The sequence below is a fragment of the Streptomyces sp. NPDC002176 genome (assembly GCF_044903645.1).
Classification (GTDB): domain Bacteria; phylum Actinomycetota; class Actinomycetes; order Streptomycetales; family Streptomycetaceae; genus Streptomyces.
In genome coordinates this window covers 200,394-217,441 of the sequence record NZ_JBJDQW010000007.1, presented here as the reverse complement: position 1 = coordinate 217,441, position 17,048 = coordinate 200,394, and the positions used below count along the sequence as shown (strand labels likewise).

At 73.4% G+C, this 17,048-nt stretch carries 16 protein-coding genes; 3 read left to right on the top strand and 13 right to left on the bottom strand.

All coding sequences use genetic code 11. The features are described from left to right. Window positions 1-22: 22 nt before the first annotated feature. The 7 genes from pheT to infC all read right to left on the bottom strand — a co-directional run bounded on the left by pheT (window position 23) and on the right by infC (window position 7,507). The gene (gene pheT / locus ACI2LY_RS28990; protein ID WP_404709712.1) at window positions 23-2,536 is read right to left on the bottom strand and encodes a phenylalanine--tRNA ligase subunit beta; all 2,514 of its coding nucleotides are present in this window, start codon (window positions 2,534-2,536) and stop codon (window positions 23-25) included. Beyond that, window positions 2,536-3,657 carry a phenylalanine--tRNA ligase subunit alpha gene (gene pheS / locus ACI2LY_RS28985; protein WP_389004724.1) on the bottom strand — a complete coding sequence of 374 codons (1,122 nt, stop codon included), beginning with the start codon at window positions 3,655-3,657 and terminating at the stop codon, window positions 2,536-2,538. The genes pheT and pheS overlap by 1 nt, the downstream gene beginning before the upstream one ends. Before the next feature lie 136 nt (window positions 3,658-3,793). After that, window positions 3,794-4,909, bottom strand: a complete 1,116-nt coding sequence (locus ACI2LY_RS28980; RefSeq protein WP_404709711.1) for an ATP-binding protein — start codon at window positions 4,907-4,909, stop codon at window positions 3,794-3,796. 50 nt (window positions 4,910-4,959) lie between these two features. Then, window positions 4,960-5,820, bottom strand: a complete 861-nt coding sequence (locus ACI2LY_RS28975; protein ID WP_404709710.1) for a TrmH family RNA methyltransferase — start codon at window positions 5,818-5,820, stop codon at window positions 4,960-4,962. A gap of 201 nt (window positions 5,821-6,021) precedes the next feature. Further along, the gene (gene rplT, locus ACI2LY_RS28970) at window positions 6,022-6,405 is read right to left on the bottom strand and encodes a 50S ribosomal protein L20 (protein ID WP_103845028.1); all 384 of its coding nucleotides are present in this window, start codon (window positions 6,403-6,405) and stop codon (window positions 6,022-6,024) included. Window positions 6,406-6,514: 109 nt separating this feature from the next. Beyond that, window positions 6,515-6,709 carry a 50S ribosomal protein L35 gene (gene rpmI, locus ACI2LY_RS28965; RefSeq protein ID WP_006374321.1) on the bottom strand — a complete coding sequence of 65 codons (195 nt, stop codon included), beginning with the start codon at window positions 6,707-6,709 and terminating at the stop codon, window positions 6,515-6,517. Between the two features lie 108 nt (window positions 6,710-6,817). Then, window positions 6,818-7,507, bottom strand: coding sequence for a translation initiation factor IF-3 (gene infC / locus ACI2LY_RS28960; RefSeq protein WP_404709862.1), 690 nt, complete (start codon window positions 7,505-7,507; stop codon window positions 6,818-6,820). 389 nt (window positions 7,508-7,896) lie between these two features. On the opposite strand from infC, the gene ACI2LY_RS28955 reads away from it, so the two are divergent. Then, window positions 7,897-8,253 carry a DUF1844 domain-containing protein gene (locus ACI2LY_RS28955; protein WP_389004727.1) on the top strand — a complete coding sequence of 119 codons (357 nt, stop codon included), beginning with the start codon at window positions 7,897-7,899 and terminating at the stop codon, window positions 8,251-8,253. A gap of 3 nt (window positions 8,254-8,256) precedes the next feature. On the opposite strand, the gene ACI2LY_RS28950 is transcribed toward ACI2LY_RS28955, so the two are convergent. Further along, entirely contained in the window at window positions 8,257-8,988 is a 732-nt protein-coding gene (locus ACI2LY_RS28950) for an SseB family protein (protein WP_404709709.1), read from the bottom strand. Window positions 8,989-9,039: 51 nt separating this feature from the next. On the opposite strand from ACI2LY_RS28950, the gene ACI2LY_RS28945 reads away from it, so the two are divergent. Continuing rightward, window positions 9,040-9,729 carry a serine hydrolase gene (locus ACI2LY_RS28945; RefSeq protein WP_404709708.1) on the top strand — a complete coding sequence of 230 codons (690 nt, stop codon included), beginning with the start codon at window positions 9,040-9,042 and terminating at the stop codon, window positions 9,727-9,729. Here ACI2LY_RS28945 and mycP read toward each other — a convergent pair whose 3' ends face one another. Then, window positions 9,730-10,899, bottom strand: coding sequence for a type VII secretion-associated serine protease mycosin (gene mycP / locus ACI2LY_RS28940; RefSeq protein ID WP_404709707.1), 1,170 nt, complete (start codon window positions 10,897-10,899; stop codon window positions 9,730-9,732). Beyond that, window positions 10,896-12,089 (bottom strand): hypothetical protein, encoded by a 1,194-nt coding sequence (locus ACI2LY_RS28935; RefSeq protein WP_404709706.1) that lies wholly within the window; start codon window positions 12,087-12,089, stop codon window positions 10,896-10,898. The genes mycP and ACI2LY_RS28935 overlap by 4 nt, the downstream gene beginning before the upstream one ends. A 273-nt stretch (window positions 12,090-12,362) precedes the next feature. Here ACI2LY_RS28935 and ACI2LY_RS28930 point away from each other — a divergent pair, with 273 nt between their 5' ends. Continuing rightward, on the top strand, window positions 12,363-13,565 hold the full coding sequence (locus ACI2LY_RS28930; protein ID WP_404709705.1) for an amino acid deaminase/aldolase: 1,203 nt from the start codon (window positions 12,363-12,365) through the stop codon (window positions 13,563-13,565). 7 nt (window positions 13,566-13,572) lie between these two features. Here the strand turns inward: ACI2LY_RS28930 and ACI2LY_RS28925 are convergent, their stop codons facing one another. From ACI2LY_RS28925 to ACI2LY_RS28915, 3 genes are read right to left on the bottom strand one after another with little or no spacing between them, the layout of a single operon-like run. Further along, the gene (locus ACI2LY_RS28925; protein ID WP_404709704.1) at window positions 13,573-14,814 is read right to left on the bottom strand and encodes a haloacid dehalogenase-like hydrolase; all 1,242 of its coding nucleotides are present in this window, start codon (window positions 14,812-14,814) and stop codon (window positions 13,573-13,575) included. A 60-nt stretch (window positions 14,815-14,874) separates the two neighbouring features. Then, on the bottom strand, window positions 14,875-15,663 hold the full coding sequence (locus ACI2LY_RS28920) for a 3-oxoacyl-ACP reductase (protein ID WP_393915504.1): 789 nt from the start codon (window positions 15,661-15,663) through the stop codon (window positions 14,875-14,877). Then, window positions 15,660-17,033: an aldehyde dehydrogenase family protein gene (locus ACI2LY_RS28915; RefSeq protein WP_404709703.1), complete on the bottom strand. Its 1,374-nt coding sequence runs from the start codon at window positions 17,031-17,033 to the stop codon at window positions 15,660-15,662. Before ACI2LY_RS28915 ends, ACI2LY_RS28920 begins: the two co-directional genes overlap by 4 nt. Between the last annotated feature and the right edge of the window lie 15 nt (window positions 17,034-17,048).

Sequence of the window (17,048 nt, the reverse complement as noted above, 5' to 3'; positions counted from 1 at the left end):
TGCCTTCGGCTTCGCGCGGGGGTCAGCCGCGCAGCTCCGCGCCCGTGCGCTCGTTCGCCAGGGCGACGGCGGCGTCACGCGCGGCGGACGCCTCGTCCACGGTCAGCGTGCGGTCACCGGCCCGGAAGCGCAGCGCGTACGCGAGGGACTTGCGGCCCTCGCCGAGCTGCTCCGGGTTCTCGTAGACGTCGAACAGCCGGATGGACTCCAGCAGTTCGCCCGCGCCCTCGGCCAGCGCGGCCTCGACCTCGGCGGCGGGCACCGGCTTGTCGACGACCAGGGCGACGTCCTGCGTGGCGACCGGGAAGGTGGAGATCCCGGGGCCCTGCGGGGTGTCGTCGCCGACCCGCTCCAGGGTGTCCAGGTCCAGCTCCATCGCGCAGGCGCGCTCCGGCAGGCCGAGGGCCTTGAGCACGCGCGGGTGGAGTTCGCCCGCGTGGCCGACGACGCGCTCGGCGCCGTCCTCGACGACCACCAGCTCGGCGCAGCGGCCGGGGTGCCACGGGCCGTACTGGGCCTTGCGCACGATCAGCTCGGCACCCGCCTCACGGGCGACGGTCCGGGCGGCCTCGACGGCGTCCGCCCAGTCGGCCGGGCGGCCGTCGCCCCACCAGCCGGACTGCTCGCGGGCACCGGCGAGGACGACGGCCACATGGCGCGGCTGCTCGGGCAGCGTGGCGTCCAGGCGGGCGATCTCCTCGTCGGTGGGACGGCGGTCGACGGGCACGTGCCCGGCGACGGCGACGGTCTCCCGCGGGTGGAAGACCAGGCCGGTCTCGAAGAGCGCCAGGTCGTGCGAGCCCCGGCCGCCGTTGCGGCGCAGGGCGCCCAGCAGGCCGGGCAGCAGCGTGGTGCGGAGCGCGGGCTCCTCGTCGCTGAGCGGGTTGGCCAGCGTGACGACGCGGCGGGCCGGGTCGTCGGCGTCCAGACCGAGCTGGTCGAAGACCTGCTCGGCGACGAACGGGTAGTTCGGCGCCTCGACGTAGCCCGCGCCGGCCAGGGCCCGGCCGATCCGGCGGTGCAGCCGCTGACGGTGGGTCAGGCCGCGGCCGGAGGGAGGCTTGGGCAGCGTGGAGGGCAGGTTCTCGTAGCCCTCCAGCCGGATGACCTCCTCGGCGAGGTCGTTGGGCTCGGTGAGGTCGGGCCGCCAGGACGGGACGGTGACGATCAGCTCGTCCTGTCCGTACACGTCGCAGCCGATCTCCTGGAGACGGCGGACGACGATCTCGCGGCCGTAGGTGACGCCCGCGACCTTGTCCGGGTGGTCGGCCGGGAGGGCGATCGTACGCGGCGCGGACGGCGCGATGATCTCCGTGACGCCCGCCTCGGCGGTGCCGCCCGCGAGCAGCACCAGCAGGTCCACGGTGCGCTGCGCGGCAGCGGCGGCGGCCTCGGGGTCGACGCCCCGCTCGAAGCGGCGGGACGCCTCCGAGGACAGCTTGTGACGGCGGGCCGTCCGCGCGATGGAGACGGCGTTGAAGTGGGCCGCCTCCACCACGACGTCCGAGGTGGAGCGCTCGGTGTCGTCGTGGTCGGCGATCTCCGTGTTCGCGCCGCCCATGACACCGGCCAGGCCGATGGGGCCGCGCTCGTCGGTGATGACGAGGTCCTCGGCGTGCAGCGTGCGCTCGGCCCCGTCGAGGGTGCGCAGCTTCTCGCCCTCCTCGGCGCGGCGGACCCCGATGGCGCCCTGGACCGAGGTGCGGTCGTAGGCGTGCAGGGGCTGGCCCAGCTCCATCATCACGTAGTTGGTGATGTCCACGGCCAGCGAGACCGGGCGCATGCCGACCTTCTGCAGGCGGCGGCGCAGCCAGATCGGGGACCTCGCCTCGGGGCTCAGCCCGGTGACGGTGCGGGCGGTGAAGCGGTCGCAGCCCATCGGGTCGGCGACCTTGACCGGGTAGCCGTAGGCGTTCGGCGCGGGCACGTCGATGAGGGCCGGGTCGCGCAGCGGCAGGCCGTAGGCGATGGCGGTCTCGCGGGCCACGCCGCGGATGGACAGGCAGTCGCCGCGGTTGGCGGTGACGGCGATGTCCAGGACCTCGTCGACCAGCTCCAGCAGCTCGATGGCGTCCTTGCCGGTCTCGGTCTCCGGCGGCAGCACGATGATGCCGTGCGTGCCGTCGTCGCCCATGCCCAGCTCGTCGGTGGAGCAGATCATGCCGTGCGAGGTCTTGCCGTACGTCTTGCGGGCGGCGATGGCGAAGTCGCCGGGCAGCACGGCGCCGGGCAGGACCACGACGACCTTGTCGCCGACGGAGAAGTTGCGGGCACCGCAGACGATCTCCTGCGGCTCACCGGTGCCGTTGGCGGTGCCGACGTCGACCGTGCAGAAGCGGATCGGCTTCTTGAAGCCCTCCAGCTCCTCGATGGTCAGCACCTGACCGACGACGAGGGGACCCTTGAGGCCGGCGCCGAGCTGCTCGACGGTCTCGACCTCGAGGCCGGAGTCGATGAGCTTGGCCTGCACGTCACGGCCGGTCTCGGACTCCGGCAGGTCGACGTACTCCCGCAGCCAGGAAAGCGGGACACGCATCAGATCTCCATCCCGAACGGCCGGGTGAACCGGACGTCACCCTCGGCCATGTCTCGCATGTCTTCGACGTTGTGGCGGAACATCAGCATCCGGTCGATGCCGAACCCGAAGGCGAACCCGCTGTACTTCTCCGGGTCGACGCCGCAGGCGGTCAGCACCTTGGGGTTGACCATGCCGCAGCCGCCCAGCTCGATCCAGCCTTCGCTGGAGCAGGTGCGGCAGGGGCGGTCGGGGTTGCCGACGGACGCGCCACGGCAGACGTAGCACTCCATGTCCATCTCGGCGGACGGCTCGGTGAACGGGAAGAAGTTCGGCCGCAGCCGGGTCTTCACGCCCTCGCCGAACAGGGACTGGACCATGTGGTCCAGGGTGCCCTTGAGGTCGGCCATGGTCAGGCCCTCGTCCACGGCGAGCAGCTCGACCTGGCGGAAGACCGGGGTGTGCGTGGCGTCCAGCTCGTCGGTGCGGTAGACGCGGCCGGGGCAGATCACGTAGACCGGCGGCTCACGGTCGAGCAGCGAGCGGATCTGCACCGGGGAGGTGTGGGTGCGCAGGACGACGCCGGAGTCGGTGCCGCCGTTCTCGTCGCGCACGAAGAAGGTGTCGGCCTCACCGCGCGCCGGGTGGTCCGGGCCGATGTTGAGCGCGTCGAAGTTGAACCACTCGGCCTCGACCTCGGGGCCCTCGGCGACCTCGTAGCCCATGGCGACGAAGACGTCCTCGATGCGCTCGGAGAGCGTGGTCAGCGGGTGCCGGGCACCGGCCTGGACGCGGTCGTACGGCAGGGTGACGTCGACGTCCTCCTCGACCAGCACGCGGGCGTCCCGCTCGGCCTCCAGCTCGGTCTGGCGGGCTGCCAGCGCCTTGTTGACCGCGCCGCGGGCCATGCCGACGCGCTTGCCCGCGTCGGCCTTGGCGTGCGGGGGCAGGGCGCCGATCTCGCGGTTGGCGAGGGACAGCGGGGAGGCCGGGCCGGTGTGGGCGACCTTGGCCTCGTGGAGCGCGTCGAGGGAATCAGCGGCACCGAAGGCGGCGAGCGCCTCGTCCCGCATCCGCTCGATCTCTTCCGGTTTCAACGCCTCGACCTCGACAGGGTCGTACGACTTATTCGGTGCCGACATCTCTTCCCGTGCTTCCGATTGGGTGGCTGGTGGTCCCGTCACCGCCCGAAGGGGTCCCGGCGGGCCGCGTGCGGACACAAAGGTGCCAGCAGCCGAGTCTAACGGGGACGGGCTGGGCGAATGGCCCGCGGGAGCCCTAGGCCAGGTAGGCCGGGGCGCTCACGGGCAACGTAAATCGGAACTGCGCGCCGCCGCCGGGGGCGCGGCCGACCGTGATGGTGCCGCCGTGGGCCTCGACGATGCCCTTGACGATGTAGAGCCCGAGGCCGGTGCCGCCGCGCTTGCTGCCCCGCCAGAAGCGGGTGAAGACGCGGTTCATGGACTCCTCCGGGATGCCGGGCCCCTCATCGCTCACGGTGACCGACGTGCCTGTCTCCTCGCCCTCGCGCGGGGACGGGGCGGGCTTGACGTCGATCGTGACAGTTCCGGCGCCGTGGCGCACCGCGTTTTCCAGCAGGTTGCTGAGCACCTGGTCGACCTTGTCGGGGTCGGCCCACAGGGCGGGCAGCGGGTGCTCGACGCGGAGCAGGAAGCGGTCGGCGGGCTGTCCGGCGGCGACATGGGCCTGGATGTGACGGCCGACGGCGGCGGCGGTGTCGACGGGCTGGCGGCGCACCTCCAGGCGGCCGCTGTCGATGCGGGAGATGTCGAGGAGCTCGGCGATCAGCCGGGTGACGCGGTCGGCGTCGGCGTCGACGGTCTCCAGCATCAGCCGTTTCTGCTCGTCGGTGAACCGCTCCCACTTGGCCAGCAGGGTGGCGGTGAAGCCCTTGACGGAGGTGAGCGGGGAGCGCAGCTCGTGCGCGACGGTGGCGATCAGCTCGGCGTGGCTGCGCTCGGTGCGGCGCCGGGCGTCGGTGTCCCGGAGGGTGACGACGAGGCGGTGCAGCGGGCCGAGGGGTTCGTCGCGTACGTAGCGGGCGGCGACCAGGACCTCCCGGCCGCCGGGCAGCAGCAGGTTCCGCTCGGGCTGCCGGACCCGGATGGCGAGGCCGCCGTAGGGGTCGGTGAGCTGCCACCAGCGGCGCCCCTCGAGGTCCTCCAGCGGCAGCGCCTTCTCCAGCGGCCGCCCGAGGGCGTCGGCGGGGCGGACGGCGGTGATCCGGGCGGCGGCGGCGTTGAACCGGACGACCCGCCCGTGCTCGTCGGCGACGACGAGCCCGTCGGGGAGCTGGTCGGGGTCGATCGCGTCGGCGGGGAACGCGCGCACGCCCCGCCCGTCCGGCGCCGTACTCGTGCCGACGACACTCATCCCCGTACCCCACCTCTCGGCCTGCGCAGGGCCCCGAGTGGGTCACCCTACTAGTTCGGCGCGGCGGAACGGCAGCCTCCGGGGGCGCGCTGGGCGCGGGCCGACGCGTACAGACATACGGCGGCGGCGGTGGCGAGGTTCAGGCTCTCGGCCTTGCCGTGGATGGGGACGCTGACGACGGCGTCGGCGAGGGCGCGGGTCTCCTCGGGCAGTCCCCACGCCTCGTTGCCGAACACCCAGGCGGTGGGGTCGCCCATGGCGCCCTTGTCCAGCTCCTCGTCGAGGTCCCGGTCCCCGGCGCCGTCGGCGGCGAGGATGCGCACCCCGGCGTCCTTCAGCCCCTGCACGGCCTGCTCGACGGGGACGCCCATGGCGACGGGCAGATGGAACAGGGAGCCCACGGAGGCGCGTACGGCCTTGGGGTTGTAAAGGTCGACGGAGGCGTCGGTGAGGATCACCGCGTCGGCACCGGCGGCGTCGGCGCAGCGCAGTACCGTGCCCGCGTTGCCGGGGTCGCGGACGTGCGCGAGGACGGCGACGAGCTTCGGGCGGGCGGCGAGGATGTCCTCGAACGGGGTGTCGAGGAACCGGCAGACCCCGACGACACCCTGCGGGGTGACGGTGGTGGAGATGTCGGCGATGACGTCCTCGTCGGCGAGGTGCACGCGGGCGCCCGCGGCACGGGCCCGCTCGATGATGTCGGCGTACCGTTCGGCGGCCTCGACGGTGGCGAACAGCTCCACCAGCGTCGGCTGTCCCCCGGCCCGGTGCCCGGTGGCCTCCCGCACGGCCTGCGGCCCCTCCGCGAGGAACAGCCGCTCCTTCCCCCGGAAGTTCCGCCTCCCCAGCCGCCGCGCGGCACTCACACGCGCGGAACGGGGAGAGATCAACTCGGGGTTGGCGGGGCCCATGTTCCTAATCACCTTCGACAGAGATCCCAACAGTGCTTCTCAGGAGCGGCAAGCGGTGTTTTTCAGGGGCGCGGGGAACTGCGCGACAAGCCACGACGCACCCGCACCCGAAAGCACACGCACCGCCCGCCCCAACAGCAGGACCCGCAAGCTCAACAGCCTGCGGGTCCTGAAGTCAACCGGCTCAAGGCCAGCGCAGCGTCACGCGGCCTTCGGCGCGTTGACGTCCGCGGGGAGCGCCTTCTGAGCGACCTCGACGAGCGCGGCGAACGCACCGGCGTCGTTGACGGCCAGCTCGGCCAGGATCTTGCGGTCGACCTCGATGTTCGCGGCCTTCAGACCCTGGATGAAGCGGTTGTAGGTGATGCCGTTGGCGCGGGCAGCGGCGTTGATGCGCTGGATCCACAGCTGACGGAAGTCGCCCTTGCGCTTCTTGCGGTCGTTGTAGTTGTAGACCAGGGAGTGGGTGACCTGCTCCTTGGCCTTGCGGTACAGGCGCGAGCGCTGACCACGGTAGCCGGAGGCCTGCTCGAGGATCGCCCGGCGCTTCTTGTGGGCGTTGACTGCCCGCTTGACGCGTGCCACTTGTTTAACTCCTTGTAGCGGGGCCGTGGAGTGGACTCAGACTCACACGACCCGGAAATGATGGGGTCCCGGTGAAGACGTACGACGCTCGGTGCGAGCGCCGCTCACGTCACTTGCCGAGAAGCTTCTTGATCTTCGCGGCGTCGCCCGGAGCCATCTCGGCGGTGCCGGTGAGGCGGCGCGTCACGCGGGACGACTTGTGCTCGAGCAGGTGGCGCTTGCCGGCGCGCTCGCGGAGCACCTTGCCGGAGCCGGTGATCTTGAAGCGCTTGCTGGCACCGCTGTGCGACTTGTTCTTCGGCATAGCGCCGTATCTCCTCGTCGGTGGCGCTCCGGTGCCCGGTCGTGAAACCGGGCACGGTGGAGCGTCGCTCTCTTATCGGTTAATTCCCCGGGACTCGCGTCCCTGGGATCACGCCTCGGCGGAAGCCTCGGCAGGGGCCTCGGCGTTCTCGGCCTCCGGGGCCTCGACACCCTCGGCCTCGAGGTCCTCGGCGCTGTCCGCGGCGTTCTGCGAGCGGCCGGGGTTGGCCTTCGCGTCGGCCTTGCGGGCCTCCTGCGCCTGGCGGGCCTCGGCCATCGCCTCGGTCTTCTTCTTGTGCGGACCGAGGACCATGATCATGTTTCGGCCGTCCTGCTTCGGGTTCGACTCGACGAAACCGAGGTCCTGGACGTCCTCCGCGAGGCGCTGCAGCAGTCGGTAGCCCAGCTCGGGGCGGGACTGCTCACGGCCACGGAACATGATCGTGATCTTGACCTTGTCGCCCTGCTTGAGGAACCGGACGACGTGACCCTTCTTGGTGTCGTAGTCGTGCGGGTCGATCTTCGGCCGGAGCTTCATCTCCTTGATGACCGTGTGCGCCTGGTTCTTGCGCGCCTCACGGGCCTTCATGGCCGACTCGTACTTGAACTTCCCGTAGTCCATGAGCTTGCACACGGGCGGACGGGCGGTAGCCGCGACCTCGACCAGGTCCAGGTCGTACTCCTGCGCAAGCTCCAGTGCCTTGGCCAGGGGGACGATGCCCACCTGCTCGCCACTGGGGCCGACAAGTCGCACCTCGGGAACGCGAATCCGGTCGTTGATGCGGGGCTCGGCGCTGATGGATCCTCCTCGGTAGCACCACGCGACGGTCTGGCGGACAGCCGCGTAACGTCTGTATCAGTAAGACCTAACCGCGCCGAAGCACAAAAAATGCCCCGGACGATCACATGCGGGGCTCCTCGAACTACCGGAACACCGCCGCGATGGTCGCGGGGCGCGCTCTCGGACGGGGTCCGCCACTGTGAGCGGCGGAAATCCGTCTGACCGGTGACCCGCCGCCCGTGAGGGTGGTCGGGTGGGAGCTCGAAGCCTCCACTTGTGGGCCGGAGCGCTCGCCACAGGGCGTGCTCGTCCGGCCGGTCGTCACACAAGGTTAGCAGCTCCGGGGAGGAAGGGCTAACCGGGGCCGCCGGGCGCCCGGCCGGGGACCGGCGCCTATCGTGTGGGGTATGAGTGAGACCTCCCCTGAGACGCCCGACTTCGACGCCATGACCCGCGACATCGCCGAGGTCCCCGCCGTCGAGGTGATCGTGACGGTCGCCGTCAACCTGATGAGCGCCGCCGCCGTGAAGCTCGGGCTGAGCGAGGAGGGCGAGAAGTACAAGGACCTGGACGAGGCCCGCAAGCTGATCACCGCGCTCGCCGGTCTGCTCGACGCGAGCACCACCGAGATCAGCTCCTTCCACGCGGCCCCGCTGCGCGACGGTCTGAAGTCGCTCCAGCTGGCCTTCCGCGAGGCGTCCCTCGTCCCGGACGAGCCGGGCCACGGCCCCGGTGAGAAGTACACCGGGGCGATCTACGGCTAGCCGTCAGTCACGCACGTACATGGGCTCGCCCGGAGGGGTGGTCCCGGCCGGCAGGAGTGCCAGGTCGAGGCCGCGCACCAGGCGGGCCCTCAGTGTCTCGTCGGCCGCCAGCCGCTCGGCGACCGCGCGGGCGGCCGGGGCGGGCGGTGCGGCGGGGTCGAGGACGAGCGCGAGGGTGCCGTCGGCCGGTCCGGGGCCGAGGTGGGCGGAGCGTACGGCGGGCTCGGCGGCGACGGCCGCGCGGACGGCGGCCACGACGGCCGGGTCGGTGAGCGGGTCGACGCTGGTGCGGCCCTCGGCCAGCGCGAGCAGTGCCGCACCGCTCAGCTCGAACGGCACGGGCCCGGCGAGATCGAGGACGACCGTGTCGGCCTTCTCGTGGGCGGCGGCCTGGAGGGCTTGGTGCAGCGGTACGGCGACCGGCCGGGCGGCGGGGTCCCAGCGGGCCAGCGACGCGGTGGAGGTGAAGGCGGGCAGCGCGGTGCGCCCGGCGGCCTTCAGCGTGGGAACGGCCATGTCGCTGGTCTTCTCCCGGCGCAGCCCGTTCTCATCCACCTCGACCTCCCCGAGCACGGCGACGACGGGCACGAGCAGCCGGGCCCCCTTGAGCGCCTCCAGCACGGGACCGAGCGCCGTCCGGTCCTCGGCCCAGGCCGCGAGGGCGGCGCTCAGCCGGGGGTCGGCGGTGCCGTCGTCGTCGGAGAAGCCGGAGTCGGGAATGTTCTTGTTCGCCACGGTCCCGACCCTATCGGGGCCGGTACGGGCCCACGCCGACGGGAGGTACCGGTGGCAGTGCTGAGCATGGCGGTGCCCGAGGGCGTCCGGCTGTCGGTGGGGGTGCTCGATCCGGGCTCCGGGCGGAGCGCGGTGCACGGCGACGGCGTCCACGACGCGGCGAGCGTCGTCAAGGTCGGCATCCTGGCCGCGCTGCTGCTCTGGGCCCAGGACGCGGGCCGGGCGCTGACGGCGGCGGAGCGGGAGCGGGCCGCGCGCATGATCAGGCGCAGCGACAACGACTCCGCGACCGCCCTGTGGCACGGGATCGGCGGCGCCGCCGGTCTGGACGCGGCCCACCACCGCCTGGGCCTGACCGCGACGGTGGGCGGTGCGGACGGCTACTGGGGCCTGACCCGCACCACGGCCCTGGACCAACTGACCCTGCTCCAGCACGTGTTCGGCCCCTCCCCCGTGCTGAACGCGACCTCGCGCGCGTACCTGGCCGGTCTGATGGCTTCGGTGGTGCCGGAGCAGCGGTGGGGCGTCTCGGCGGTGGGGCCCGGTGCGCTGAAGAACGGCTGGTTCCCGCGCGACGCGACCGGCCGCTGGGTCGTGCACAGCGTCGGCCGGGTGTCCGGGCCCGACGGCGACCGGCTGCTGGCGGTCCTCACCGAGGGCACGGCGAGCCACGCGGAGGGGATCGCGCTGGTGGAGTCGACGGCCCGGGCGGCGGTGCGGGCGTTCGCCGACCCGGTGTGATCAGCCGGTCGCGCCGGGCCTGCGGTCGCGCCAGAGCACGGTGGCGGCCGCGATCAGCAGGGCGGTGCCGGTGCCGCCCGCCAGCCAGGCCGCCCAGCCGGTGGTGCCGGAGTCGGCGCCGGGGCGGTCGGGGCCGGGGCCGAAGTACTTCTCGCCGTAGGCGGCCGGGCGCGCGTTCTCGGGCTTCAGCCGGGCGGCGGACCTGAGGGCGGCGGCCGGGTCGATCATGCCGAAGCCGCGGGAGTCGTCGCGGCCGCCGGTGGGGGCGTCCCGCGCGGTGTCCTCCAGCACCTTCTTGACCTGCGCCGGGGTCAGCTTCGGCCGGTCCGCCTTGAGCAGGGCGGCCGCGCCGGAGACGAAGGCGGAGGCGGCGGAGGTGCCCCAGCCCTCGTAGTAGCGGTGGTCGGGGTCGGCGATGACGACGTCCACGCCGGGCGCGCTGACGGCGGCGTACCAGCGGCGGGTGGAGAAGGAGGCGCGGGTGCCGTAGCGGTCGACCGCGGTGACGGCGATGACGCCGGGGTAGGCGGCCGGGTAGGAGACGTGGTCGCCCTTGTCGCCGCCGTTGCCCGCCGAGGCGACCACCACGACGCCCTTGCCGAGGGCGTACTGCACGGCCTCGTCCTCGCTGGGCTCGGGGTGCGCGGAGTCGGAGTCGTCGCCGAGGGAGAGGTTGATGACGTCGGCGCCGTGGTCGGCGGCCCAGCGGATGCCGTCGGCGAGGGCGTTGCCGCGGGTGACGCGGGCCTTGGCGCGGGCGGTGTCCTTGTCCTCCAGGATGACCCGGACGGGCAGGATCTTCGCCTGCGGCGCGACGCCCATGATCCCCGAGCCGTCGCCGGGCCCGTGTCCGTGACCGGCGATGATCCCGGCCATGGCGGTGCCGTGCCGGGCCCAGGCGCGGTCGCCCGGACCGGCGCCGAAGCCGACCATGTCCTTGCCCGGCAGGACGTTGCCCGCGAGGTCGGGGTGGTCGTCCTCCACGCCGGTGTCCAGCACGGCGACGGTGACGCCCTGCCCCTGGGTGGTGCGCCACGCCTCGTCGAGGTGGAGCGCGGACAGCCCCCACTGCTGGGCGCGGATGGAGTCGGCGTGGGCGGTGGTGGCCGGGAGCAGGGCGAGACCGGCCGCCAGCAGCAGACTCGACGCGGTGCGGGTACGGCGCCTCATGAGGGTTTCTCCGTGGCCGGGCTGACGGTCTGGCGCAGCTTGCGCTGGATGCGGTCGGCGAGTCCCTGGGCCTCGTTGCCGAGTCCGGCCTGCGCGGGCGCGGAGGTGGCGCCGGAGCGCACGGCGTCCGGGGCGGGCTGCGGGGTGTCGACGGTGCGGCCGTCGGCCCAGCCGGAGACGGCGAAGGCGACGATGGGGGCGTCGGTGAGGACGCTGACCGTCCAGCTCGCCCGCTGCCGCGCGCCGAACCCGGCGGCCGGGGTGCCCTTGGCGGCGTACGGCAGCGGCAGCAGGTCGGTGCGGCGGTCCAGGCGCTCGGTGCGGAAGCGGGCGGCGAGGGAGGCCATCGCGGCGGGGTCGGCCTTGGTGAACAGCAGGCCGACGGTGGTGACATGGGTCTCGGTGGCGTCGGTGTAGGTGGCGCGCAGCAGGCGGGCGCAGCCCACGGGGGCGAGGGCGCGCGCCAGCAGCGGGTCGAAGGCTCCCGCGCAGCCGGTGTCGGGGGCCACCGCGATCCGGGTCCAGCTGCGGTCGGCTCCGCCGGGTCCGGCGCCGGTGCCCTGGACGGTGGGCGGGAAGAGCTGGTCGACGGGCGCGTTGTGCCAGAGCGCCCCGGCGGCGGCGAACCCGCTGTCGGCGGCGCGGTCCCCGTCCTCCCCGGTGAGCCAACTCCCGGCCAGGGCGCCGCCGATGAGGCCGAGCCCGAGGACGACACAGACGGCGGCGACACCGGTACGGCTGCGCAGCCGGGCCAGCGGGCCGAGTCCGCGTACGGGTTCCTCGTACGGCTCGGGCTGCCCGAACGCGCCGACCGGCCAGGGGGCGTTCCAGGAGAGGGCGGGGTCGGGCGCGGGGGTGCCGACCGGGCTCCAGGCGGGGGGCGGCGGCATCGGTACGGCGGGCTCGGGGTCGGCCGGTACGGGCCGCAGCCGGGTGGTGGTCTCCGTCGGCGTCTCGGCCGGGGCGCGGGTCGGCGGCGCGTCCGGGAAGCGGGCGGAGGCGGGCGGGGGCGGCGGAGGTGTGGTGAGCCGGACCTCGGGGACCGGCGGCCGGGCCTCGCGGGGCCGTTCGAGGGGGCGGCGCGGGGCGAACACCGAGGGCTCGTCCTCGGCCTGGGGTGACGGCTCGGCGGGTGCGGGATCGTCGGCGGGGCGCTGAGGGAACGGGGCGCGGCGCGCTTCCGTGCTCATCCACCCCCCGTTTCCTGGCGACCGGGCCGTCTGCTCGTACGCGGGCCGTCCTGGGTGGCGGCCGCGGCCCGTCGGACGAGTTCCGTCCGGGCACGCATACCCGTACGGCTGGACCGGCATCCCGGTTCAGCACCGCGGCCGGGTGTTTTCCGCCGTACGTGCGCGTCACTTTACGGGCTCCGGGCCGACGGGACGGACCCGGTCCGCGCCGCCGGGGCATCTGCCCGGAACATCCCCCTACCCCGTGGTTATCGCGTCTGGCAGGCTGCCGTCATGACTGCGCGTGCCGCCGACCGGGCCCGGTACGACCGGGCCACCGCCGCCTACGACGCCCCGCTCGCCCTCGTGGATCTGGCCGCCTTCGACGCCAACGCGGCCGATCTGGTGCGCCGGGCGAACGGCAAGCCGATCCGGGTCGCCTCCAAGTCGGTCCGCTGCCGGGCCCTGCTGGAACGGGTGCTGGCACGGGAGGGCTTCGCCGGGATCATGTCGTTCACGCTGGCCGAGTCGCTGTGGCTGGCACGCTCGGGCTTCGACGACGTGCTGCTGGCCTACCCGTCCGCCGACCGGGCGGGGTACGCGGAGTTGGCCGCCGACCCCAAGCTGGCCGCCTCGGTCACGGTGATGGTGGACGACGTGGCCCAGCTGGACCTGATCGACGCCTCGCGCGCGGGTGGGCGTGAAGTGGTGCGGGTCTGCCTGGAGTTGGACACCTCGCTACGCCTGTTCGGCGGCCGGGTGAGGGTGGGCGCCCGCCGTTCCCCGCTGCACTCCCCCGCCCAACTGGCCGAGCTGGCCCGGTCGGTGGCCCGGCGTCCAGGCTTCCGGCTGGTGGGTCTGATGGGGTACGAGGGTCATGTGGCGGGCGTGGGCGACGCGTTGGCGGGGCGGCCGGTGCGCTCCCGCGCGATCCGGCTGATGCAGGCGGCGGCCCGGCGCGAGCTGGCCGAGCGGCGCGGGGCCGCCGTACGGGCGGTGCGGGCGGTGGCACCGGAGCTGGAGTTCGTGAACGGCGGCGGAACCGGCAGTGTGCAGCACACGGCGGCCGAGGACGCGGTGACGGAGATCGCGGCCGGATCGGGGCTGTACGTGCCCCGGCTGTTCGACAACTACACGTCGTTCACGGGCCGTCCGGCCGCCCTGTTCGCGCTGCCCGTGGTCCGGCGTCCCGGTGTGGGCGCGGTGACGGTGCTGGGCGGCGGCTATCCGGCGTCGGGTGCGGCGGGCCCGGACCGGCTGCCGGTGCCGTATCTGCCGGAGGGCCTGCGTTTCGATCCGCAGGAGGGGGCCGGGGAGGTGCAGACCCCGCTGCTGGGCTCGCCCGCCGACGATCTGCTGATCGGCGACAAGGTGTGGTTCCGGCACGCGAAGGCGGGCGAGCTGTGCGAGCGGTTCGACGTGCTGCACCTGGTGGAGGGGGACACGGTCACGGCGACCGTGCCCACCTACCGCGGCGAGGGGCACACGTTCCTGTGACGGGCCCTCAGTAGACCGTGTCCGCCTGGTCCGGCACCACCGAGCCGTCCGGGCGGAGCAGCGGGGTGTGGCCGCCGTCGGGGGCGTTGTAGGCGGTGCTGGAGCAGGGGTACGGGTCGGTCTTGCGGGGCAGCGGCTCGATGAACATCGGGTTGACCACCCAGCGGCCGTCCGCGTCGTCGTAGGCCCGGCACATCAGCTCGGCCTTGTTGCGGTTGAGGACCAGGTGGGCGCCGGTGGCGTCGGACACGAAGGTGACGTCGGTGTCCGCGTCGCCGCTGCCGACCGCGATCCGCTGCTTCCACGCCTGCTTCTGCCAGGCGGCGGGGCCCCGGATGCCGTAGATGTCCTGGTTGATCCAGCACCGCTTGCCGTCGATGTACGGGATGACCTCGCCCTTGTTCACCCCGATCCCGCCGCAGCCCTCGTTACGGGTGGTGATGCGGCCCCGGTGGTCGAGGACGGAGCGGATGGCGATGGTGTGCGCGGCGTCGACGCCGACCCCGCGCGACCAGACCTCGGTGACCGGTTCGGACCCGGCCGAGACGATGTACACCCGGAATCCGGCCCGCTGGAGGGTGCGGATGAGGTCGCGCTGCTGGTCGTAGTAGCGGACGTAGGCCGGGACGGTGTGGGTGCCCAGGGTGCGGGTGGCGCCGATGGGCGCGGCGAGCGCCTCGGTGCGGGCGGCGGCCGCGTACGACGAGAGCTGGGCCGGGGTGCGGCCCGCGAAGAGCTGGGGCACCCAGGCGTACTGCGGGACGGTGCGCCGGTGGTTCCAGGTGCCCGCGAAGGCGGCGGCGCCGCTCATCGTGGTGCCCTTCTCCCGGATCTCCACGATCTCGTCGACGCACTTGGGCCGGTCCGAGGTGCGCAGGGAGCCGCCGGTGCCGGTACCGCAGGCGGCGGTGAGCGCCCGGTCCCCGGCGTCGGTCATCCAGGCGCTGCTGTCCTTCCAGCGGGCGGGCCGGGGCAGCGCGTCGTGCCGCAGGGCCCAGGAGAGGGTGGCGTCGGTGACGTCGTTCTTGGTGATCGTGTTGTCCCAGTCGAACGCGGCGACCGCGCCGCGGTGCCCGGAACAGGTGCCGTAGGCGTCGATGACCTGTTGCAGGTGGGCGCGGTTGTTTCCGTACCAACTGGTGCTCAGCTTCGGGCAGTTCGACGGTGCTGCCGCCGCGGTGGGGGCGAGGGCGGGGGCGGCCGCGAGGGCGGCGGCCGCGGCGAGGGACCAGGCGAGTAGCTGTCGCATGGGACGGGGACCGTACACCTTTCGTCGGGAGGGGGGTGGGGTACGCGCCGACGGGACTGCCTAGAGCGGGGTGACGTACGCGCCGGAGATGCCGCCGTCCACCAGGAAGTCGGTGGCGTTGACGAAGGAGGCGTCGTCGCTGGCGAGGAAGGCGACGGCGGCGGCGATCTCGTCGGCCCGCGCGAACCGGCCCAGCGGGATGTGCACCAGGCGGCGGGCGGCCCGCTCGGGGTCGGTGGCGAACAGCTCCTGGAGCAGCGGGGTGTCGACCGGGCCGGGGCACAGCGCGTTGACCCGGATGCCCTCGCGGGCGAACTGCACCCCGAGTTCCCGGGACATGGCGAGCACCCCGCCCTTGGAGGCGGTGTAGGAGATCTGGGAGGTGGCCGCGCCCATCCGGGCCACGAAGGAGGCGGTGTTGATGATGGAACCCCGGCCCTGGCGCCGCATGTAGGGCAGCGCGGCCTTGCAGCACAGGTAGACGGAGGTCAGGTTGACCTCCTGCACCCGCTTCCACGCCTCCAGGCCGGTGTCCAGGATGGAGTCGTCGTCGGGCGGGGAGATACCGGCGTTGTTGAAGGCGATGTCGACGCTGCCGTAGGTGTCGTGGGCGGCCTTGAACAGCGCCTCGACCTGCTCGGGGTCGGTGACGTCGGTCTTCACGAAGAGGCCCCCCACCTCCTCGGCGGCGGCCTTGCCGCTGGTCTCGTCGATGTCGGCGCAGACCACGCGGGCGCCCTCGGCGGCGAGCCTGCGGACGGTGGCCAGCCCGATGCCGCTGCCGGCTCCGGTGACGACGGCGGTACGGCCGACCAGGCGGCGGCAGACGGGAGCTTCGGTCTCGGTCACTGGGCAGGCCCCTCCATGCTGAGGAAGACGTTCTTGGTCTCGGTGAAGGCGGTCAGGGCGTCCGGGCCGAGTTCGCGGCCGAGTCCGGACTGCTTGAAGCCGCCGAACGGGGTCCAGTAGCGGACGCTGGAGTGCGAGTTGACGGACAGATTGCCTGCCCGGACGGCCCCGGAGACGCGCAGGGCGCGGCCGAGGTCACGGGTCCAGATGGAGCCGGAGAGGCCGTACGGGGTGTCGTTGGCGAGCCGGATCGCGTCCCGCTCGTCGTCGAAGGGCAGCAGGACGGCCACGGGCCCGAAGATCTCCTCACGGGCGGCCGGGGAGTCGGGGGCCGCGTCGGTGAGCACGGTCGGCGGGAACCAGAAGCCGGGCCCGTCCGGGGCGGTGCCGCGCAGGGCGGGGGCGTCCTCGGGGACGTACGAGCGGACGCGATCCAGCTGGGCGCGGGAGATCAGCGGGCCCATCTGCGTCTTCTCGTCGGCCGGGTCGCCGACGACCACGGCGGCTAGGGCGTCGGCGAGGAAGGCGCGGGCCTCGTCGTAGACCTCGCGCTGGACCAGGACGCGGGTGCGGGCGCAGCAGTCCTGGCCCGCGTTGTCGAGGAAGGAGAACGGGTCGAGGGCGGCCTTGAGGTCGGCGTCGGCGAAGACGATGTTGGGGCTCTTGCCGCCGAGTTCGAGGGTGACCGGCTTGAGCTGCCGGGCGCAGCGCTCCATGACCTCGTGTCCGGTGCGGGTGGAACCGGTGAACACGATCTTGGCGATGTCCGGGTGGTCCACCAGGGCGCGTCCGGCGGTGTGGCCGTATCCCGGCAGCACCTGGAAGAGATGCTCGGGCAGGCCCGCGTCCAGGGCGAGTTCGGCGAGGCGGAGCGCGGTGAGCGGGGTGGTCTCGGCGGGCTTGAGCACGACGGCGTTGCCCGCGGCGAGCGCCGGGAAGGAGCCCCAGGCGGCGATGGGCATGGGGAAGTTCCAGGGGGCGATGACGCCGACCACGCCGAGGGGCTCGTGGAAGGTGACGTTCCAGCCGCCGGGCACCGGGATCTGGCTGCCGAGGAGGCGTTCGGCGCCGCCCGCCGCGTAGAGCAGCAGGTCGCGGGCGTTCCCGGCCTCCCAGCGGGCGTTGCCGAGGGTGTGGCCCGCCTCGCGGACCTCCAGCAGGGCCAGTTCCTCGATGTGGGCGTCGACGGTGTCGGCGAAGCGGCGCAGCAGCCGGGCGCGGTCGGCGGGGGCGAGCGCGGCCCAGGCCCGCTGGGCGGGGACGGCTCGGGCGACGGCGGCGTCCACGTCTTCGGCGCTCGCGGCGGGGACGGTGGCGAGGGTCTCCTCGGTGGCGGGGTTCACCACGTGGAGTTCGTGCGGGTCCGTCAAGGAGGTGTCACCTTT